At 52.8% G+C, this 21,596-nt stretch carries 19 protein-coding genes and 1 riboswitch; of the genes, 5 read left to right on the top strand and 14 right to left on the bottom strand.

Going from position 1 to position 21,596, the window contains the following annotated elements; genetic code table 11:
• Positions 1-14: 14 nt before the first annotated feature.
• Positions 15-905, top strand: a complete 891-nt coding sequence (locus tag NY07_RS04170) for a LysR family transcriptional regulator (RefSeq protein WP_033538095.1) — start codon at positions 15-17, stop codon at positions 903-905.
• On the opposite strand, the gene NY07_RS04165 is transcribed toward NY07_RS04170, so the two are convergent.
• The 9 genes from NY07_RS04165 to NY07_RS04120 all read right to left on the bottom strand — a co-directional run bounded on the left by NY07_RS04165 (position 902) and on the right by NY07_RS04120 (position 10,567).
• The gene (locus NY07_RS04165; RefSeq protein WP_235363895.1) at positions 902-2,260 is read right to left on the bottom strand and encodes a putative metalloprotease CJM1_0395 family protein; all 1,359 of its coding nucleotides are present in this window, start codon (positions 2,258-2,260) and stop codon (positions 902-904) included. The genes NY07_RS04170 and NY07_RS04165 overlap by 4 nt on opposite strands.
• Positions 2,261-2,300: 40 nt before the next feature.
• A complete protein-coding gene (locus tag NY07_RS04155; RefSeq protein ID WP_033538093.1) occupies positions 2,301-2,570 on the bottom strand; it encodes a hypothetical protein in 270 nt (89 codons plus the stop codon).
• A gap of 103 nt (positions 2,571-2,673) precedes the next feature.
• On the bottom strand, positions 2,674-3,792 hold the full coding sequence (thiH, locus tag NY07_RS04150) for a 2-iminoacetate synthase ThiH (protein WP_033538092.1): 1,119 nt from the start codon (positions 3,790-3,792) through the stop codon (positions 2,674-2,676).
• Complete coding sequence (locus tag NY07_RS04145; protein ID WP_033538091.1) at positions 3,792-4,571, bottom strand: thiazole synthase; 780 nt, start codon at positions 4,569-4,571, stop codon at positions 3,792-3,794. Before NY07_RS04145 ends, thiH begins: the two co-directional genes overlap by 1 nt.
• A 1-nt stretch (position 4,572) precedes the next feature.
• Complete coding sequence (gene thiS, locus NY07_RS04140) at positions 4,573-4,782, bottom strand: sulfur carrier protein ThiS (protein WP_033538090.1); 210 nt, start codon at positions 4,780-4,782, stop codon at positions 4,573-4,575.
• On the bottom strand, positions 4,783-5,553 hold the full coding sequence (locus tag NY07_RS04135; protein ID WP_033538089.1) for a HesA/MoeB/ThiF family protein: 771 nt from the start codon (positions 5,551-5,553) through the stop codon (positions 4,783-4,785).
• Complete coding sequence (gene thiE, locus NY07_RS04130) at positions 5,540-7,147, bottom strand: thiamine phosphate synthase (protein WP_033538088.1); 1,608 nt, start codon at positions 7,145-7,147, stop codon at positions 5,540-5,542. Before thiE ends, NY07_RS04135 begins: the two co-directional genes overlap by 14 nt.
• A gap of 2 nt (positions 7,148-7,149) precedes the next feature.
• A complete protein-coding gene (gene thiC / locus NY07_RS04125) occupies positions 7,150-9,111 on the bottom strand; it encodes a phosphomethylpyrimidine synthase ThiC (protein ID WP_033538087.1) in 1,962 nt (653 codons plus the stop codon).
• A 160-nt stretch (positions 9,112-9,271) separates the two neighbouring features.
• Positions 9,272-9,370: riboswitch (TPP riboswitch) on the bottom strand.
• Between the two features lie 147 nt (positions 9,371-9,517).
• Complete coding sequence (locus NY07_RS04120; protein ID WP_373681778.1) at positions 9,518-10,567, bottom strand: hypothetical protein; 1,050 nt, start codon at positions 10,565-10,567, stop codon at positions 9,518-9,520.
• Between the two features lie 233 nt (positions 10,568-10,800).
• On the opposite strand from NY07_RS04120, the gene trhA reads away from it, so the two are divergent.
• Positions 10,801-11,481, top strand: coding sequence for a PAQR family membrane homeostasis protein TrhA (trhA, locus tag NY07_RS04115; RefSeq protein WP_033538085.1), 681 nt, complete (start codon positions 10,801-10,803; stop codon positions 11,479-11,481).
• On the opposite strand, the gene NY07_RS04110 is transcribed toward trhA, so the two are convergent.
• The 5 genes from NY07_RS04110 to def form a co-directional block, all read right to left on the bottom strand.
• Positions 11,444-11,980: a tRNA-uridine aminocarboxypropyltransferase gene (locus tag NY07_RS04110; protein WP_052125486.1), complete on the bottom strand. Its 537-nt coding sequence runs from the start codon at positions 11,978-11,980 to the stop codon at positions 11,444-11,446. The two genes, trhA and NY07_RS04110, sit on opposite strands and share 38 nt — an antisense overlap.
• 120 nt (positions 11,981-12,100) lie before the next feature.
• Entirely contained in the window at positions 12,101-15,217 is a 3,117-nt protein-coding gene (locus NY07_RS04105; protein WP_140946888.1) for an error-prone DNA polymerase, read from the bottom strand.
• Positions 15,217-16,893, bottom strand: coding sequence for a Y-family DNA polymerase (locus NY07_RS04100; RefSeq protein ID WP_033538083.1), 1,677 nt, complete (start codon positions 16,891-16,893; stop codon positions 15,217-15,219). The genes NY07_RS04105 and NY07_RS04100 overlap by 1 nt, the downstream gene beginning before the upstream one ends.
• Entirely contained in the window at positions 16,894-17,640 is a 747-nt protein-coding gene (imuA, locus tag NY07_RS18975; RefSeq protein ID WP_052125485.1) for a translesion DNA synthesis-associated protein ImuA, read from the bottom strand.
• A 207-nt stretch (positions 17,641-17,847) separates the two neighbouring features.
• Positions 17,848-18,339 (bottom strand): peptide deformylase, encoded by a 492-nt coding sequence (gene def, locus NY07_RS04090; protein ID WP_033538082.1) that lies wholly within the window; start codon positions 18,337-18,339, stop codon positions 17,848-17,850.
• Between the two features lie 189 nt (positions 18,340-18,528).
• Here def and NY07_RS04085 point away from each other — a divergent pair, with 189 nt between their 5' ends.
• The 3 genes from NY07_RS04085 (at position 18,529) to NY07_RS04075 (ending at position 21,568) form a co-directional block, all read left to right on the top strand.
• Positions 18,529-20,256: an MFS transporter gene (locus NY07_RS04085; protein WP_033538081.1), complete on the top strand. Its 1,728-nt coding sequence runs from the start codon at positions 18,529-18,531 to the stop codon at positions 20,254-20,256.
• Positions 20,257-20,426: 170 nt separating this feature from the next.
• Complete coding sequence (locus NY07_RS04080; RefSeq protein ID WP_033538222.1) at positions 20,427-20,753, top strand: MGMT family protein; 327 nt, start codon at positions 20,427-20,429, stop codon at positions 20,751-20,753.
• A gap of 29 nt (positions 20,754-20,782) precedes the next feature.
• Positions 20,783-21,568: a DUF3108 domain-containing protein gene (locus tag NY07_RS04075; protein ID WP_373681777.1), complete on the top strand. Its 786-nt coding sequence runs from the start codon at positions 20,783-20,785 to the stop codon at positions 21,566-21,568.
• Positions 21,569-21,596 lie beyond the last annotated feature (28 nt).

Here is a 21,596-nt window from a genome sequence, read left to right as displayed (position 1 = left end):
AAAGGGTAGCGAGCATGAGTCAAGCCAAATCCACCTTTGAACAGTGGCGCATTCTCCAGGCTGTAGTCGATTATGGCGGTTACGCCCAGGCGGCAGAAAAGTTAAACAAGAGTCAGTCGTCGCTCAATCACGCCGTGGCAAAATTGCAAGCACAGCTGGGTGTTGCACTATTGGAAGTCAGAGGGCGCAAGGCTTATTTAACCGAAAGTGGTGAGGTTCTGCTTAGGCGCTCACGGCACATTACCCGATCTGTGACTGAGTTAGAGCAACTAGCCAACAATCTGGAAAAAGGCTGGGAACCCAGCCTAATGCTCTCCAGAGAGTTGATCTACCCAATGGAGCACCTTATCGATGCCCTGGCAGAATTTGAACCCCAGGGCCGGGGCACAAGGATCACTATATTGGACTCTGTGATCAGTGGCAGCGCCGAGTTAGTGGAATCGGAAAAGGTCGACATAGCCATCATAGGCGGCGCAGCGCCTAAAGGGTACCTTGCACAGCCTTTATGCCATGTGGACTTCTTTCTGGTCTGCCATCCCTCTCACCCGTTGGCGAGTATGGATATGCCCCTCGATGATCAGACCCTGGCAGAACAGTTACAGATAGTGATTAAAGATACCGGTCAGATCAGCCGCGGCGAAATGGGGTGGCTCAAAGCTGAGCGCCGCTGGACGGTTGCTAACTTTCATGAAGCCTTGGTAGTACTGGCAAAAGGCCTGGGATTCTGCTGGATCCCGAGTCATCTGGTCTGTGGCGCCATCGAGCAAGGTAAACTAACACGGCTGGAACTGAAAGGCTCGACCCACAGACAAGTCCCCTTAAGTCTGGTGATCCCCAACCGCGATAAACAGGGACCAGCGTCCCAACTACTTGAGCAGCTTATCTTGAAAAATCACGCGATTTAAAGGGAGAAAGCAAACGAAGATGGACTAGGCTGGGCCCCCTGATAACGAGCATTGAGGGCAGATTGGCTATAGACTTCAGCCTTGTTTTCTAAGATTTGACGACTGATACGCTCAATAGTTTGTGAGGGCGCTCTATCATTATCCAGTGCTGAGGGGGAATCGACTCTGCTGGCTGATATTTGGCCTTTTTCATCCACCTCCCCAGCCACCTTGGGCGTTACAGGGTCAGGCAACTGACGCTGCTGCTCACTCTTACCCGCATCAATTAATGGCTGCATCTCTTTGGGTGTCATCATGCTCTGCTGACGCTCTTGAGCCAGTTCAGCTTTTGCCGCATTCATCTTGCGCAGCGCCTCGCTGGCTACACGAATATCCGCCATAGAGGGCGTCATAGGCGCCATAGCAGCGGCGTAAACCTGCTTCATCTTATTCAAGGTCGCTAGCGGATCACCTGGCACCGAGGAGATATCGATCGCCACCTCACCATCGACGGCGTAACGACGACCATCGCTTCCCTGCTCATATTTGAAACTCGGGCTGCGTGCAAAAGTACCGCCAACACTGGCATGAGCCTGCTCATGGGCTCTCACCTCAGCGTCACGTTTTGCCAGCGCCTGCAACTCGGCCTCCTGTGCCCTATCTAACTGCTCAGCATCAACCTCTTTGTCCTTAAAGGGATCATAGCCTTGCTGCTCGCGCGCATCTGTCTGACTAAAGACATTAGCTCCTGAACCTTCTTGCGCGGCGGGATCACCGGCGGATTCGCCCGCATCCTCTTGTGCTGGATTAAAGATCGTTTCCACCTGATCTTTAGCAAAGATATTACCAATCCCATTGGCTTCACCTGTGTCTGTAGCGCTCGTTTCACTCGCACCAGAGCCAGTGTTTATTCGCCCTTGGCTAGCAGCTGGATTAGCGGCTACTTGGCCAGGCGCGCGATTAATCAGTCCATTTACCCCTAGCGCCCCTTGAGACAGGCTATAGCCACCGCTGCTTTGCTTGCTTACAGGACTATTGCTGTCGCTAATATTAACCAAGCTATTAATGGGCGATAGATCTGCCTTAAGGGTCGCGGTTTTACCTGATAAACCCGCACTGGCGATACTCGGCGCGGTTGAGCCAGATGCAGACGTCACAGGAGATTGCGTGGCTAATGTTTGTGAGCCATGTGTTTGTGAGCCATGTGTTTGTGAGCCTTGTGTTTGCGGGGCTGGTGTTTGTGGGGCTAGCGTTTGTGGAGCTATATGTTGCGCAGTCAGTGTTTGCGCCGAAGAAACTGGCGTTACTGAAGTACTGACTGAAGGATTTGAACTGAAGCGCTGACCAAGTGAAGACGGCGAAGCATTTAATCGCATCGCCGTTAGAGATGGCGCTGTCATGACGCCGGCCATGGGGTTACACCTTAATGTCTATCACTGTACCCAGGGTTTCGTTTGCTGTTTCGAGCACTTCTACCGCAGCTTCCCCTTGGTTTTTCGACTCGATGGCTGACACTAAAGCCCCGGTTTTATCGGTCGCACTAACCGGGTTGGTTGTTTCTGTCGAACCCGCCTCACTCGTTTGAGGCTGACTGGGTTTTGCCACATCAACCGTCGCCTGCGTCAGGCCCGATTGCGCACCTTTTAAGCCCGCTAACCCGGATGAAAAACTTGATGGTATTTCCATAATCTAACGCCTCTTTAGGCAAGTCACAGTTATGGCTAATTATTAACCAAAAGCCTGCGAATGTACAGGCTTTCACGCCCGGGTGCTTATCTGTTTGAATTGATTAGCTTGCTCCTATCCAGTTGGCTTCCCAATCTTTCCATACCGGGGTAAAGCCCCGCTGCCTAAGGACCTTGACCACCTCGGCTGCACTGCGCTCATCACTGATCTCAAACTGATCCAATTGAGCATCAGGATTTACATAACCGCCAGGATCGGTGCGGCTCCCGGCGCTCATCTGAGTGATCCCAAGGCCAAGCAGATTATCGCGTAACTTAGGTGTCTCTCGGGTGGAGAGGCTGATCTCCAACTGCTCATTAAACAGTCTGAAGGCGCAAATTAGCTGTACTAATCCCCGATCAGACAGTTGCACCTTAGGCGTAATGCCGCCGACACAGGGCCTTAACCTCGGCAGTGAAATACTGTAGCGACTGCGCCAGAACCGCCGCTCGAGATAATCAAGATGGTGCCCCATCAACAGCGCGTCCATACGCCAATCATCCAAGCCTAAGAGGACCCCAAGCCCTATCTTATCCACGCCGGCTTGGGCGATACGCTCAGGTGATGCTAAACGATAGCCATAGTCTCGCTTATTGCCCCTCAGGTGATGTTTCTGGTAGGTGGTGGGGTCATAGGTCTCCTGATACAACATAACGGCATCCAACCCTCTTGCCACCAGTGCGTCGTAAGCCTTTGTGCTCAAGGGCTGCACCTCCATGGCCACATGACTAAACTGCGCCTTTACCTGTGGCAGCACGGACGAAAAATAGTCCAGTCCCACCTTAGTCTCATGCTCGCCGGAGACTAAGAGAATCGAGTCGAATCCCTGAGGCTTGATCACCGCCATTTCGGCGGCTAGCTCCTCCGCGCTCAATACCTTGCGCTTAAGCTTGTTACTCATGGTAAAACCACAATAATCGCACTCATTGGCACAGAGATTAGACAGATACAGGGGCAGATAGAGACCTATGTTGTAACCAAAACGCCGCCGAGTCAAAGCCGCAGCTCGCTGAGCCATCGGCTCAATATAAGCTTCGGCAGCCGGAGAAAGTAGCGCCAACAGATGATCAAGATTGCCCTGCTCCCCCACAATTGCCGCCTCAACCTGGGTTGGTGTGGTCGAATACAGCCTTAACTTCAAGGTCTCTCTGGAAAGCTTAGCTAGCTGCTGAATAAAACTCATCAATCAGACTCCGCTAAAAATCCAGTCAGCGACTGCTGTGGGCTGGTGCCTATCGCCCTGGCGTGTACCTCGGCCAGTCCTGCTTCATAAGCCTTACGCCCAGTCGCAACCGCCTCTGCAAAACAAAGCGCCATTTTTACCGGATCGCGACTGGCGGCAATCGCCGTATTGACCAGTACGGCACTTGCCCCCATCTCCATCGCTGCCATGGCCTGTGAAGGGGTTCCTATTCCCGCATCCACCACTACGGGGACATTGGCCTGCTCTATGATGATCTTCAAAAAAGTAGCGGTTGCGAGTCCCTGATTGGACCCAATGGGGCTGCCTAAAGGCATCACCGCGGCGCAGCCCACCGCTTCCAAGGCTCGGCACAGCACGGGATCGGCATGCACATAGGGTAAAACCGTAAAACCGCGTTCACACAACACCTTAGCGGCATTAAAGGTTTCAATAGGATCGGGCATCAGGTATTTGGGATCGGGATGGATCTCAAGTTTCACCCAAGAGGTCCCCAGCACTTCCCGCGCCAACTCGGCGGCAAAAATTGCCTCCTTGGCATTGCGGGCACCAGAAGTATTGGGTAGCAACTTAACACCACTTTGCCGCAGGGGAGCAAGAATATCGTCAAAGCCACCTTTAATATCGACACGTTTCATTGCCAAGGTCACCAGTTGCGAGCCACTGGCGGCCAAGGCCGCGAGCATCTGATTAGCAGAGGAAAACTTGCCCGTGCCAGTGAATAAACGCGATGAGAACTGAGTATCGCCTAGGGTTAACATATTATCCTCCTGCCACTACACCAAAAATTTCAACCACATCATCTGCTTCACACTCAGTCACAGCCCACTGTGACTTAGGTACTAGCTCACCGCCGCGCACTAATGCCACGCTATCCAAATTGATCGATTGCGCCTTTAACATTGCCTGCAAGCTGGTCCCTGCTAGCAGCGTTACCGGCAGGCCGTTGACACTTATTCTGATCTCACTCATCTATCTCTCCTTTGCCATGTCGGCGCACACAGGGCAGTGAGGATCGCGCCGTAACCTCACCTTGTGCATCTCTGCCGTTAGGCCGTTATATCGCTGCATTTCCCCTAGCCCACCCAGTCCCATGATCAGCTTAAGGGCAAGTAGCGCCTGCATCGATGCCATAGTGCCGACCATAGGCCCCAGCACACCTAGGGTTGAGCAGTTTTCACTGACTCTTAGTTCGGCGGGAAAAACACAGTGATAGCAGCCCGCCTCAGGCGCCCTTGATAAATCGAAGGCCATCAACTGACCACTGAAATGCGCAGCAGAGCCCACGACATTGGGCAGATTGGCTGCTACGCACGCAGCGTTTACACTATGGCGGGTGGCAAAGTTATCACTGCAATCCAGTACCAGATCCACATCACCGAAGAGCGCCCTGGCGTTTTGCCCATTAAGGCGCTCAGTCTTGGCTATTATCTGGCAAACATCAGCATAGTAATGACCTGAACGCAGTTTTTGCTGAGCCACCAAGGCTTTGTACTTGCCGCAATCATCAAGGGAGAACAGTAACTGCCGCGGCAAGTTACTCAGCTCAACCTTGTCGTCATCGATGAGCGTCAGCCCACCAATGCCGGCCGCGCTCAGATACTGGGCGCAAAGCTGACCTAAACCGCCTATCCCGACAATCGCTACGCAAGCTGCCATCAGGCGTTGCTGGCCGGCTTCGCCCACTTCCGGCAATAAGATCTGCCGAGAAAACTGGATAAATTGTTGATCAGCTAGCGGCATCGCCATTCTCCCAAAGGCTGAGCAACTCGAGATAGGCATCGCCTGGCGATGGAGCCTGGGTTACCGCTCTGACAAGCGCCACGGCGTCGACACCTGTCGCTTTAACGGCTTCGAGTCGCGATTTATCTATGCCGCCAATCGCCACCCGCGGACATCCGGGATCAAAAAGAGCCACCAGATGCTTGAGGTTCTCTAGCCCCTGCGCCTTTGACGGCATTGACTTGGTAGGAGTTGGGAAGATATGCCCTAGAGCGATATAAGATGGCTTGAGTTGGCACGCCAGCGCCATCTCAAATACTCCGTGACTCGAGAGCCCAAGCGCCATCCCTGCGTTGGCAATTGCCTCAAGATCGGCATCAAACAGATCTTCCTGACCCAGATGGACACCAAATGCGCCGTGTTTTACCGCCAATTGCCAATGGTCATTGATAAAGAGCTGAGCGCCATACTCTCTCCCAAGAGCAATGGCATCAACTATCTGACGCTCTAGCTCATCTGTGGTGCTTACCTGTTTTATCCTAAGCTGCACCGTGCTGGCTCCTGCTGCCAGCACCTGTGATAGGGTCTTGACATCACCTACCACGGGATAGATACCGATCGGCTGGGTTAACGCAGGAAAGCTAAGCGCAAGGCCATAAGGAGTATGGTGTGAAATATGCCTTAGAAAATCGGGGCCCTTGCAGTTTTCTGCATCGATTAAGCTTATCTTAGCGAGGCTTTTCAACCCCTTAGGCCAGCCACAACGTTCTAGTGGCCCCGAGCCTGCGCCTACCGGACTGGCCGCCGCTATCCCTTGACCAACATAGGCTTTAGCCAGTAAGACCGCATCATGCAACACCAAGCCATGAGCGAGAAAGCTCGCAATTGCCGATGAGAGCGTGCAGCCGCTACCGTGGTGGTTTGGGTTATCACTTCGCTCGCTACTAAGGCGAAATCCCCTATGCTGATGCAAAGCTGAGGTATGAGGTACCCGATGGCAGACAAAGTGATCCTCGGCGTACTGCGCTTGCCAAAAGGCCCCCTTATCGCCCCCGGTTATCAAGAGGTTACAGCCCAGATAACGGGCTAAATTCTGCGCCTTAGCAGAGATCCCGTCACTATCATTACCCACTAACGCCGACAGTGCCTCAAACTCATGGCCATTGGGAGTCATCAGGGTAAGTAGCTGCCTGAACGGGGAAAAATCCAGTCCCTTATCAGCCTCAGCACTGACAAGCGTGTCTCCACAGGAAGCTACCATCACAGGATCTAGTATGATAGGGACCTGATAACCAGTGACCTTGGCGTGTGATGTAAAATGCGTCGCCAGCCAATCAGCAAGCAGATCAATCTGACGCTGATTCGCCAGCAAGCCAATTTTTATCGCCTTTGGCGGCAGGTCAACCAGCAAGGTGTTGAGTTGATTGAGCAGCAAGGCATCGCTGACCGGCTCAACGCCATTGACCGCTACCGAATTTTGCGCGGTCACACAGGTGATGACGCTGCAGCCATGGCCGCCGAGATCCCCTATAGTTGCCAGATCCGCTTGAATCCCGGCGCCGCCACCGCTGTCTGAACCGGCTATGGTCCAGACGATAGGTTTAGCACTGCGCATGGCTATACCTCTTCAACGTCGGCCATTGTGGCACTGTGATAGAGGGCGCCACCGGTCTGCTTAAACTGCGCCGACATCTTCTCCATCCCTTGCTGGATCTGTGTCTGAGGCGCCGCCTCATAAGCCTGGCTGTGCTGTACCTCAATCGCCTGCGTCTGACTCTCTTGCGCCGCGGCGTACTCACGTACTTCCTGGGTGATTTTCATTGAGCAAAACTTAGGGCCGCACATGGAGCAGAAGTGGGCAACTTTGGCCGACTCTTGAGGTAAGGACTCATCGTGATAGGCCCTGGCGGTATCGGGATCTAATCCCAGGTTGTACTGATCCTCCCAGCGAAACTCAAACCTTGCCTTCGACAAGGCATTGTCGCGGATCTGAGCACCAGGATGCCCCTTGGCCACATCCCCGGCGTGGGCCGCTATCTTGTAGGCGATCAGCCCCTGTTTCACATCTTCCTTATTGGGCAGCCCCAGATGCTCCTTAGGGGTGACGTAACAGAGCATGGCACAGCCATACCAGGCAATCATTGCCGCGCCGATCCCCGAGGTGAAATGATCATAACCTGGCGCGATATCTGTGGTTTGCGGGCCTAAGGTATAAAAAGGTGCCTCATCACACAGCTCGAGCTGCTTATCCATGTTCTCTTTGATCAGCTGCATGGGGATATGCCCCGGGCCTTCTATGATAGTTTGCACATCATGTTGCCAGGCGCGCTTAACCAGCTCCCCTAAGGTTTCAAGCTCAGCAAACTGCGCTTCATCGTTCGCATCGGCAATGGAACCTGGGCGCATACCATCCCCAAGAGACAAAGAGACATCGTAGGCCGCGCACAACTTACAGATCTCATCAAAGTGCTCATAGAGGAAGTTCTCTTTATGATGAGAGAGGCACCACTTGGCCATGATAGAACCGCCCCGGGATACAATACCGGTCAAACGTTTCGCCGTCATGGGCACATAACGCAGTAAGACACCGGCGTGAATAGTAAAATAGTCCACCCCCTGCTCCGCCTGCTCAATTAGGGTGTCCCTGAAGATCTCCCAGGTGAGATCTTCGGCAACGCCGTTGACCTTCTCCAGAGCCTGATAGATGGGAACCGTGCCTATGGGCACAGGCGAGTTACGAATGATCCACTCGCGAGTCTCGTGGATATAGCGGCCGGTTGAGAGATCCATTACAGTATCGGCGCCCCAACGCGTCGCCCACACCAACTTCTCCACCTCCTCTTCGATAGAGGAAGTGACCGCGGAATTCCCTATATTGGCGTTGACCTTGACCAGAAAATTGCGACCAATGATCATCGGCTCAGCTTCTGGATGATTGATATTTAAAGGAATGATCGCCCGGCCAGCGGCCAGTTCCTGACGGACAAACTCTGGGGTTATCGCCTGGCCCACCTTGGCACCAAAGCTTTCCCCTGCTGCGCGCTGGGTCAACACCTCATCGATCACAGTATCGCGAGCCATATTTTCCCGCAGGGCCACATATTCCATCTCAGGGGTGATGATGCCGTGTCTGGCGTAGTGCATCTGGGTTACCACCTTGCCATCTTTAGCGCGTCTCGGCCTTGGCAGATGTTCAAACCTTAAGTGATCCAGTCCCTCATCGGCCAAACGTTGCTGGGTAAAACCCGAGCTTGCCTGACTTAGCGTCTGGGTATCGTCCCGCTCTGCGATCCAGGCGCTGCGCAGCTTGTCCAGACCGCGACGCACATTGATATCTGCCTTAGGGTCTGAATAGGGACCGGCACAGTCATAAACCTTGATTGGCGGATTCTTTGCAACAATGGGCGCCGATTGGGTACCACCAATCAGGGTATCGGACTGATGGATCTGGCGCATGGCAACCTTGAGGTCGGCTCGACTCCCCTGCAAGTAGATCTTCTCTGAATTGGCATGTTGTAGCGGTTTTAGATTATCGATAAAGGCCTGGGCCTGGGCTCGAGTTTCACGACGTGTTGACATAAGCAATCTCACTATTGAGTTAAATGAAGTTGCTTGTCTGGAGAAGTTGGCGTTGAGGGCATTAACCGCGAGCGACATAAGATGATCGCACCAGGTCAAAAATATGGTTTGAAAGGCAAGTTTAAGGGCAATTTATCGCCTACAAAATAGCCTTTACCAAGGTCATATTATGCTTGTTTCCTTCGCAGGGACTAACCTGATCAGGTTCAACGGATCCCGAATTAACGGTCTCAGCCTAATGGCACTCCGACAAGAGGTGCCCAGTATAGACCTAAGCCTTAGCGATAAACAAGCCCTTAACACACTAGCTTGAAACCAAATAAATCAAACGAAATAAATCAATATAAACAGCATCATAAAATATAAATGCTCGCTAAAATTGATTTTGTGGTGAAAATAAATCATCTTAGTTATTGCTTTTTTGGCTAACGCCCATCAGCTCAAGGTGCCTGTCTAACGAGGCCTTAATCGCCTGCTTCACCTTGTCTTCACCACACTTAAAAGGAAACCCCAGGTTCTCTGCGTGAGGATTGATAGGAGTCGCGACGTTAACCACCCGGTAACAGGTATCACCAAGCTTAACGATACGATTCGGGTCCAATTTACTGTCCAGGGTAATTGCCGTGTTATATTCATCGATTTTTGGCAGGGCTAACTGCGCCATCAGCCCATCCATCTCGCTTATCGATTTGGGCATTGTCGCCACATCGGCCGCGCGCTGAACCAGCTTATCGATCAAGGCTTGACGATGCCTGGCCAGATAGTCTCCGGTGATGACGCCGAGCTCCCCAGCAAAAGGCCGCTCTTGAGGCGGCGCGCTATATCCTGTTAGATCAGGCGCCTCAAAGGTGAACCCTTGTTCTGCCACTCTCCTTGGCAGCTCTGGTTCGATATCATGACTTTTTGCCTGACTCTTCTCGGCGCCGGCCGTCTGAGTTTGCTGATTACCCCGGTCAGGACTATGTTTCTGGCTCTGGATCAGTTGCTTCTGCGGGGACGAGGCGCCAGGCGATTTCAGTTGGGATAGCGAGGTGAGACTCTGCTCCTTCGTAACAGGCGCAACTAATTGAGATTCAGATGAGTTTTTTAGCGGCGCTGCTTGATTAGCTAATTCCCGCTTGGTCATGGCCTCAAATTGGGCAGCGCTCAGCATATAGGCGCTTATCGCCTTGGTAGACGGCTCAGCGCGCAAGGCGGGGCCATGGTATAACGGATAACGCCAACTAAGCATGGACAGTAGAAACAGATGCAGCAGCAAGACACCGAGCACAAGCATAAGATCTGTTAAGCTTATCCCTAGGAACTTATGCTGGCGCCGCTGGTGCTCAGCACTCTCCTCAAGCAAATCGAGGCTGGTTAGCGCAAGCGGCTCAGGACATACGGCGTTAAGCTTAATCGCCGACCAATGATACTCTTTTTCTGGTTGCCTTGGTTTATATAGCTCCTGTGGCGTCACTTGCAAGAGAGACAGATCCTTTCCTTAGGTAACTTAGCGCTTTAGAGGCTAAGCTTGACCCATAAGTTCCACCTCCTGTTATAGGTGGACACTATTTATATTAAAGTTATTTAAAATCAAACATTAAAAATCACTCTAAACTTTTAAGCTTACATATGTACGCTAAAGTATTTCATTTGCGATAGCATACTGTTAGACTCAGCTTGAGGTCTAACCAGTCAATAGAGAGCATGATGCCGTCCCAAGAACTTCCCTTAAACCAAGCTGATCCCCTAGTGTCAATCGCCGCGCCCTATAGCCGCTCTGAAGAGCTGGCCAATGCGATGAGCCATGGACTCGGGGTGCTTGCCGGTATTCTGGCATTGGTTTTTTCAATGATGAAAGGTTGGGATAGTCTCAGCGATCTGCAGTTGGGTGGTATGTTGATCTACTGCCTGAGTATCATACTCCTGTTTCTCTGCTCAACCTTGTACCACAGCGTGTCTGATCCCAAGCTAAAACATAAGCTGAAGATTGCCGATCACTGCGCCATCTATCTGCTCATCGCCGGCACCTATACCCCACTCATGCTGATCCAATTAGGCAGCGCCGAAGCCGATGGAATCTTGCTCGCCATCTGGTGTCTGGCACTTGGCGGGATCTTGTTTAAGACACTCTTTATCCACAGATTTAAGATCTTTAGTCTGGTGCTCTATCTGGTAATGGGTTGGTTGTGCGTTATCGTCATGAAGCAACTGCTTGAGGCCATGAGCACCCTAGGTTTTCAGCTATTAATGGCTGGCGGGATTTTTTATAGTGTTGGGGTGATCTTCTATGTGGGTAAACGCATCCCCTATAATCATGCCATCTGGCATCTGTTTGTGCTGGCAGGAGCGCTCAGTCATTTTCTATGTGTCTATCTGACGGTGCTTTGACTTGACTGTGCTCTGACATAAAAGCGTCAAACGCCGCATCCAGAACTTGCGCTTCATCTGACATCTCCATACCTCTTAGCAGGCTGATAATGCACTCTATGGTGCACAAGCCCTGATCCACCTGATTGCGCCTTAAACGATAACGAGAAGTAGATGCCTCTGACAGGCTTAAACGCCGCGCCTGTTGCAGATAGGGGCTCTGACGGACCATCTTTCTGGCTTCCTGCCAGGTGGCATCCAAAATAATGATCTGCTGTGGTAAAGGCGTCTGAGCCTCCTCTACTAAGGCTTCAAGGGGAAACGCTGGCGGGCTTTCATCACTTGGCGGAAAGAGTAACAGCGCCTCTCCCGACTCGCAGGCCTGCTTAAGCCAAGCATCGGGCTCAACCCGTGACCAAGGCACACGGCGGCATAACTCAGGAAAATGCTGCAACGCCAGCGTGCCCGTATTGGAGGGACGCTCATATTCCCGCGCATGTGTGAGCAGTATAAATTTCATTTAACTAACTTTCTTTGCGGTTTGCTGGCTCAATAAAGGCGTCAGTATACCCTAGCCAGGCGAGTGAGGTTAGCCAGGCGCCGACATAAATTAACGAGTATTTACGACATGTTAAGCAAGCTAGCGAAAGTCTCTCGCTTTTGACTCAAAATTATTCACCATAGTAGAAACATCTATTAATCTACCCGCAATGATATGACTCACCCCAGATTGGGTCTCAAGTATGCCCACTACCTTTAATATTTTTGATGTCAAAAAAGGCTGACGCTGCGCCCTGGCCGTTGCACTCCATACGATTACATTGATGTTACCCGTCTCATCCTCTAGGGTCACAAAGGTCACCCCAGAGGCGGTACCCGGACGCTGACGCCCCACTACCACGCCGGCGACATGTACCAACTGACCATGACGGCAACCCGCCAATTGGGCCGCACTTAAACACTCCTTTAGCTCTCCCCGCTCTCTGAGCTGCGCTATCACATGACGGCCCAGACTCAAACCAAGGTGGCGATAATCGCTCTGCATGGCGGCCATCTCACTCGGCGCAGCCAATACCACCTGACTGCTCACAGGAGGTAAATCATCAAACAGCGGCAGACTCGGCTGGTACGCACTCAACTGCCAACGCGCCTGATACCTGTGCCCAGCCACAGTAAGCAGAGCATCGGCACTGGCAAGCAGCGTCAGGCAGGCAGAAGAGAGTCCGATCTCATACAACTGCTCGACCCGGGTAAAACCTGTCTCGGGACGCGCCTTAAGTAATCGGCCAATATCGGCCTGTTGCAGCCCCTTCACCTGGCGAAACCCTAGACGAATCACTGCCCCCTGCTCCGCTTCAATCTCCACCAGACGATTGTCCCAATCACTGTAATTCACACACACAGGCAACACCATCACCCCATGGCGCTGTACATCCTGAATTAACTGCGACGGGCTATAAAAACCCATTGGCTGGCTGTTGAGTAAGGCGCAGCAAAACGCCGCCGGGTAATGATACTTAAGGTAGGCCGACACATAGGCCAGCAAGGCAAAACTGGCAGAATGAGATTCGGGAAAACCATACTCGCCAAACCCTTTAATCTGCCGATAAATCTGCTCGGCAAAGCTCTTGCTATAACCCCGTTTCGCCATGCCGCTAAGGAGCTTGGTTTCAAACTGTGCCAGTTCACCGGTCCGCTTCCAGCTCGCCATCGCCCGGCGCAGCTGATCGGCCTCACCACCGCTAAATCCGGCCGCCACCATGGCCAGTTGGATCACCTGCTCCTGAAAGATAGGCACCCCCATGGTGCGAGACAGTACTGACTGCACCTCAGGGCTGGGATATTCCACAGTCTCCAGTCCATCGCGGCGACGCAGATAGGGATGCACCATATCACCTTGAATAGGACCAGGCCTGACGATGGCAATCTGCACCACAAGATCGTAATAACAAGCGGGTTTTAATCTGGGCAACATGGTACTCTGTGCCCGAGATTCGATCTGAAACACCCCTATGCTATCGCCAGCCTGCAACATGGCATAAACCTCGGCTTGTTCCCACACCAGATCGGCCATGGTAAAGGGACGCTCAGGTGTACTTAACAGGGCGAAGGTTTTACGGATCGCCGTCAACATGCCCAGCGCCAGAATATCCACCTTTAGCAAGCCAAGGCTCTCAAGATCATCCTTATCCCACTGGATCACAGTGCGATCGACCATGGCCGCATTCTCAATCGGCACCAACTCAGACAAGGGGCCGGCTGAGATAATAAAGCCACCCACATGCTGCGACAGATGACGAGGAAATCCGATAAGGCTCTGCACCAGCGGCAGTAGCATTCGCCCTCGCCCCGACTCTGGTAGCATGGCGGCGAGTTGAGCAGTCCAATGCTGCTTGGGATCGCGGCGATCGATCTTTTTTATCATCATGGCGATCTGCTCGGCATCTATCCCCAACACCTTGCCCACATCACCCATGGCACTCTTAAAGCGATAGCAGATCACCGCCGCTGCTAGGGCAGTCCGCTCCCGGCCATACTTGCGATAGATATATTGAATCACCTCCTCGCGCCGTTCATGCTCAAAATCCACATCGATATCCGGCGGCTCATTACGCTCTTTAGAGATGAAACGCTCGAACAACATGTTAATCTTGGTGGGGTCAACCTCAGTGATCCCCAGGCAGTAGCACACCACAGAGTTGGCTGCCGAGCCCCGCCCCTGATGCAGAATCTGCTGTGACTTGGCAAAGCAAACGATGTCATAGATGGTCAAGAAGAAATATTCATAACCCATCGCCTTGATAAGCGTTAACTCCTTTTCATACTGCAACCTGACCTTGTCAGGCACCCCCTCGGGAAAGCGCCGCTTGGCCCCCTCTCTCACGGCTTGGGCCAGGTACTCACAGGCCTGCATGCCAGCCGGTACCACCTCCGCAGGGTATTCATACTTAAGCTCATCTAAAGAGAAGTGACACTGGCGCGCCAGTGCAAGCCCCTTGTCTATCCAGGCCTGAGGATAACGCTTATATTGCGCCGCAATGGGTTTAAGGCTCGCCTCGGCATTGATAGAACATAGGGCCGCCCCACTGTCGAGATCCCGCCCATGAGCAATGCAGGTGAGTACATCAAGCATTGGCTGACGAGAAGCGTCATGCATCCGTACGCCACCGGCGGCAACACAGGGAATGGTCAGCACCTCGCCCAGTCTTTGCCACAATTGCAAGTGAAGCGCCTCACCCGGCAACAAGAGCCGCTCCATCAAGAGGTGCAACCGGGTTGAAAACGCCCGCTTTAGCTCTGCGCCAATCTGTCGCAGATGCTCCTGATATACCACCAGCAGTTCTCCCTCATCCAACGCAGTGCTAAGCGTTAGCTGAAATTGGGCCAAGGAAGGAGGCCGCCATAACACTAGGCTCTCTTGCTGTTTCAAGAGGCTATTGAGACTCACCTTGTACTCCCCCTTTCCCTGACTGCGTCTTGCCTGGGTGATCAGTGCGCTGATCTCCCCATAGGCTACGCGGCTGGGTGCCAGCAGGACGAACAGGCCCTCATCGAGATGAAACTCGGCACCTAAGATCAATTTAAGATCGCAGCGCTTGGCCGCTTCGTGAGCCTTCACCACCCCGGCAAAGGAACATTCATCGGTCAATGCCAGCGCCTGATAGCCCAGCAGGCTGGCCTGCTCCACCAGCTCATGGGGATGGGAGGCGCCGCGCAGGAAGCTGTAATTAGAGAGTGCATGCAGCTCGGCGTACATTAAGCAAACCATCCCTGTAAAAATAACCCCTGAGGCGTGCGAAACACCCAGCACAGTCCACCTTGCTCCATTTGAGCCAGGTAATAATCTCGCGGCGCCTCATTCCCCCAGGGAGAGAGCAGGCGCTCGGGTCCCTTTAGCAGAGTCACTTGTTCTGGCAAGATAGGTTCTGGCTGACGCAGCAACCAGCTGGGGCGGATTCGCCCATCACAGCTCCCCTGCGCCAGATCAACTTGCAACCCCGCACTCTCACTCAGAGCACGTGTCTTTCCCTGATAACTGGCCTTGGGCTCGGCGCACTCATGACTGCTTTGCCAAGCTGCACCTTGGGGCGTCTGGCGCCATTGTGAAAAGGAGCGGCTCTGCCAACTGTGTTCAGGAAGATGATGGCTGCAATTGCTAACGCCCTTCACCTTCTCGGCGCCCAAGCGAGCCTCAAGCAGAGATAACAGCCGCATACTCGCATCTGACTTGCCCTGACTCTGGTACCAGTTAGGGGTTTGTACCGCCAGCGCGACTAAGGTATCGGCTTCGACCTCCAGGCTGATCACGGGCGCCGCTAAGGACAAACTGTCGAGCTGCACGCGGCATAGCTTGAGCAAGGCATCGGCCCTGTGCTCGGCAAAAGGATAGCGGATATCGCAGCGCAGCGGCGTCATCGTCAGGTCGCGAAACACTAAGGTCAAACGTAAAGCCAATACTGCCTGCTGACGCTGCATAAGATAGCTCGATAAGGTTGCGAGCATGCGACTCAGTGGAAACGCCAGTCCTTCGAGATGACTCACCTCATAGAGCAAGGCAAGCTTATGCTGATAGCTCTCGGGCGGTTGATAAAATCTGTGCACCTGAGGTAACTGGCCTTTAAGCTGGGCAAGCAGGGTCAGCATCGCCTCTCCAAAGCGTTCACCCAACTCACTCAGGGGCAAGGCGAGTAACTCCTGCGTCTGTGTTAGCCCCATGTTTTCACAGGCGCGCTGCACCGAGAGCGGTAAGGGTAAGGCTGAGATAGCCAGAGGCGCCAGCTGCATTAGAGTCACTTGAGGCAAGACCTGCTGTGTATTTTCCTCCTCGCCAACACGGACCTGCGTGTCACCTGCTTGGGCGACTTCCTCCCCCGCTTTAACCTCAGGGGTCACATCTTTTGGGGTGAATATGAGCCGCTCCGGCCACGACATGGGCTGATATCTGGCCCCCAGCTGTGCCAGCAAGGGATTCTGAGCTAAGGCAAACTGACATTTGAGACCATAAGCGACTGCGGTGCTATGATATTGCCTTAACAGCTGATTTAAGCTGCCAAAGACTTTCACCATGGAGCCCACCTCAAGCAGCAAAGTATCTGTCACCTGAGGCTGAGCATCTCGCTTGCTCCCATCGAAGGGACACACCATGGGCACCACTCTGGCGCTATAAGCATAACTCCATTGACACAGCCAATCGCAGGCGCTCTGACTGAGGCTATTATCATAGGTCAATAGCTGCAGTGATGGGCAGAGGGTCTGCGCCGTGGCGATGCTCTGGCCCACCTCTACCCCTTGGCTGGCCGCGGCCTGAGAACTGAGCAAGATCTGCCTCGATTGACGCTCATAAAGAGCCAATGCCGCGCCAGGCTCTATCCCCTGATGGTAGCTTTGATATTGAAGTAGCCAATGGGGAAAATATACCGCCAGCCACAACATCTAAGCGCTCCAGGGCCCTTGCACAACCTGGCCTCCCGCCAGAGACGAAGTCGAATCTCCCTTCAGACTCTGCGCCAGCAGCTCAGGTAGCAAAGACAAGCTAAAATTAGGCGCAGGCCAACCACCACGGCGCTTAAGAATATCCACCTGAGTAGCAAAAGCAGAGGGCTTCCCCACCAGCTCTGGCTGCAGGGCTAGCCGTAGCGGCACAGGATGTGGCTGCGCCTTGAGCTTACTCGGTAGATAACAGATACACAGGCTCTCTCCCTTCTCACAGGCAAGTTGCAAACGTCTGGCCTGACTCGTACTGAGCTGATCGAGCCAACATAACACCAAGGGAGATACGCCACTGGTTAATATCTGTTCGAGCGCCCACAGCTGCTCTTTAAGCACCTGGGTATCCACCCACAACAGACGGCTGACATCTATACCCTGCATAAGCAGCTGCTGAGGGTAAGGCACATGTGGCGGCGCCACCAGACTCACCAGACTTGCAGCACCGCCTTGCGGCGAACGGCTGGGAATTAATCGGCGCATAAGGGGGAGCACAAGGCTTAGCTCGCCTATGCCCTCGCAGCTATAGAAGATCTCGCACAGTCCATGGGCCGGCCAGCCCCCATGCCCCAGATAGCGATTAAGCTCGGGATAACCGCTATCTTGACCCAACGGTCCGGGATAATAGACATCACCGCGCCAGAGATCGGCACGTTCGAGCAAACGTTCAAGTTGAGGATCTGCCAAGGCCATAATACACCCACTCTTAGTCGGCTTACCTACAGGTTCAGCTAAGCCAAAAACAATAATACTGTATATAAATACAGTATATTTATAATTGGCCAGATCGCAAGGGAGAAACACTAAGATCTGTCACACTGACGGCTCATTTTTTAGGCGCCAGCGGTGGACAGGCACAAAAAAACCACCCTAAGGTGGTTTTATCGGCGGAGCCTTGGGTTAACGGTACTTCTTAACCTTCTTCAACGCGATCTGCTGCTTGAGCGGCGACAGATGTTCGATGAAGACTTTACCGTCGAGATGATCCATCTCATGTTGCAATACGATAGCCAGGAAGTCATCGCTCTCTATCTCAAACGCCTCTCCCTGACGATCAAGCGCCTTAACCTTAACCTGCTCGAAACGGCTCACCTTGGCGCGATAGCCCGGAATTGACAGGCAAGCTTCCTCACCCACTATCTCGCCTGAGCGCTCAACAAACTCTGGATTGATCAGCACTAAGGGTTGATCGCGATCTTCAGAGAGGTCGATAACCAAAATGGCATGCTCACTGCCCACCTGGGTAGCTGCCAGCCCAATACCGTCATCCGTGTGATACATGGTTTCGATCAGATCATCGATAAAACCTTGCACGGCGGTGACATCTTCTACAGGCTTTGCCTTACGTTTCAGGCGCTCATCGGGAATGGTCAATATATCGAGTACAGGCATAGTGTGCGGTTCTGGCTCTTAAAAATGGCTAAAAAGTGGCGCCATTATGACCTAAATCACATTAAAGGCAACTGCAAACCCATGGTTTTCATCCCTGCAAAGCCAAACCGTGGCCCCGATTGACTTGTAATTCATCAGCGTAGCCGATAGCATGAAATCACAAACTGTATACAATATACGAGAATAAGAATGTCAAACCTGAAACGTACCCCTTTGCCAAGTACCTTTTATGTGGCCAACACCATGGAGATCTTCGAGCGACTCGCCTGGTATGGCTTCTTTACGCTCTCCTCTCTCTATATGACCTCTCCTGCTCACCAGGGAGGCTTAGGCTTTAGTGAGCAAGAGCGCGGCCTGCTGCAGGGGATGATCCCCTTCTTTCTCTACCTCTTTCCTGTACTTACTGGTGCCCTGGCCGATCGCTATGGCTACCGCAAGATGTTTCTACTGGCCTATGCCATCATGTGTCCCAGCTACTTCTTACTAGGTCAGGTGAGCAGTTTCAGCGGCTTCTTTATCGCCTTCATGGGCGTCGCCATCGGCGCCGCCTGCTTTAAGCCCGTGGTGACAGGCACAGTGGCACGCACCACAGACCACACCAATCGAGGCTTGGGTTTTGGCATCTTTTATATGATGGTCAATGTCGGAGGTTTCCTCGGCCCCTTTATTGCCGGCTATGTGCGCGCAATTAGCTGGGACTGGGTCTTCATCATGTCGGCCATTTGGATTGGTATTAACTTTATTCCGGCGCTATTTTTCTACAAGGAGCCGACCAATCCCCACCAGCAACGCGGTAAGTCACTTTCTCAGGTACTGATGGACATTCAACAGGTACTGGGCAATGCCCGTTTCGCCCTGCTGTTTTTCGGCACCTTAGTGATCTTGATGTCCTACGGCGCCAAATGGATCGACGGTGAGCAATGCCTGTTTATCTACATCGTCTGGTTTAGCCTGCACTTTATTTGGAATACACTGGCCAAGGCCGACAGTAAGGCTCCCTGGTATAGACAAAAAATTGCCTTGGGGAATAAACCCTTTGTGATCTATCTGCTTATTCTGTCAGGTTTCTGGATGGTCTATCAGCAGATCTTTATCACTCTGCCTATCTATATTCGTGACTTTGTTGATACCTCAGATCTGGTCTCAATGCTCGCCGCTTGGCCGTCTCTGCTCGACTTCTTCGCCCCGGTAGATCTCAGCCTGCTGAGCGACGAGCTTCTAGGCGCCGCCAAAGGCTACGCTTTGGGTAGCCTGAGCCTGTCACAGGCCTATTTTGACCTGGTGCATGCCAAGGTGATGATCCCAAAGGAGGCATTGGGTGACGCCCTGCGTGCCATCGCCGAGCACCCTGAGCTCGCGAGCCAATATAGCCAACAGTTTGCCCAGCAATATCGTCAGGTGAATCCAGAATACCTTATCGGGCTCAACTTTCTCTCCATCGTGCTGATGCAGGTAATGGTCAGCCGTATCGCCGAGAAGTTCAGTCCACTGCCGGTATTGGTTGCCGGCACGCTGATCCTGGCATTGGGGACCGCCCTTGGGGGCCTAGCCCACGGCCTGCTTATGGGCGGCGCTATGGTACTGACCTCTATCTTAGTCTTCTCTGTCGGTGAGATGGTCGCCTCTCCCAAGAGTCAGGAGTATGTGGCCAGCTTTGCCCCTGAAGATAAAAAAGCCATGTTTATGGGCTACTACTTTGTCTCCTCAGCCATTGGCTTTTTGCTGGCAGGCCCTCTGTCTGGTTACCTCTATGCCGAGGTCGCTAAAGGCGCGGAACAACCGGCGCTGATGTGGTACATCATAGGAGGATTCGGCCTACTTGCCGCCATCGGACTAGTCATGTTCCACCGCTTTGGTGCCAAACAGCAAACGCTCTCAAACAGCCTTCCTACAGAATCTGCCGTAGAAGTAAGCTAACCCCTTCGTAAATGGCGCTGCATCTGGCTTATCTGGTGCAGCGCCAGACGATATCCATGCTTTTATCTTAGAAATTCTTAAAAAACTGGTTTACTCTCAGTAGATAACTACTGAATTTGCCAGCTTCATGGCTTGACGGAGTAAGATTGAACCAGAGCGCACTATCGCCGATGGCGAAAATATGGCACGTAGTAGCCCTGATCCCCGAAGGTCACGTCAGCTCCTATGGCAAAATCGCCGATCTGGCGGGCCTGCCAGGGCGAGCCCGTTATGTGTCCCGCGCCCTTAAGATGGCGCCCGAGACCCTGCAACTACCTTGGCACAGGGTGATCAATAGCCAAGGCAAGATCGCCTTTCCCGAAACCAGTCCCCATTTTATCGAGCAGCTGCAAAAATTAAGAAGTGAAGCGATAGAAGTGAACCGTGGTAAGGTTAAACTGTCAAAATATGAGTGGCAGCCAGATCTTGCTACCTTAATGTTTGCATTACCCTTTTAACTTACCTAAAGCGGGAGAAAGCCTTGTCGATATTTAAGTCTGCATTGATCATTTCAGGTTTCTTCAGCGTCGCGCTCAACGCCCACGCCAATGCCAACGAGCACCCGTTAACACCACACACGGCTGAATACCAGGTAAACTATGGCAGCATAGAGCTGGGTAAGGCGCGCTATCAATTACCCGCTCCTGAGGATAACCTGTATCAGTACCGCTTCGACAGCGATATCAGCCTCTTGGTGTTATGGGATAAGCGCACAGTGATCAGCACCTTCAAAAAGCAGGGTGAGCAACTGATGCCAATGCGCTACACCCACAGTCGCAGTGGCACAGGCTCTGACTATCAGGAGCAAGCAGCCTATGTACTGGATCAGCAGTTGGTACACAGTCACTACAAGGATGAGCGGGCCAAATTCCCCTACACGCCGGATCTCTACGATCCCCTCATGGCACAACTACAGTTTAGGCTCGACATCATGCAGGGCACCGACAAATTGCATTATAAGATGCTCAAGAGCGGTGAAATTGACGAATATGATTTTAAGGTGATCGGTAAAGAGCGTATGGTGCTCCCCAGCGGTACCTATGAGACAGTCAAAATAGAAGTCGTGCGCGACAACGACAAACGCCAGACCTTCTTCTGGATGTCACCCAAGCTAGGCTACCTGCCAATCAGGCTCACCCATTTTGAAAAGGGAGACAAGCAGCTGGACATCACGCTTCTCAATTATCAATACAGTGCGCCCACCATGGTGCAGACTGATGAACAAACCAAGGAACAGGCCAAGGTGCAAAGTGACAAACAGGCCCAGCCATAACCTTATCAAAAAGGGGCCAAAGGCCCCT

The sequence above is a fragment of the Shewanella sp. ECSMB14101 genome, from assembly GCF_000773485.1.
Classification (GTDB): domain Bacteria; phylum Pseudomonadota; class Gammaproteobacteria; order Enterobacterales; family Shewanellaceae; genus Shewanella; species Shewanella marisflavi.
This window is presented reverse-complemented; position numbering and strand designations above follow the sequence as displayed.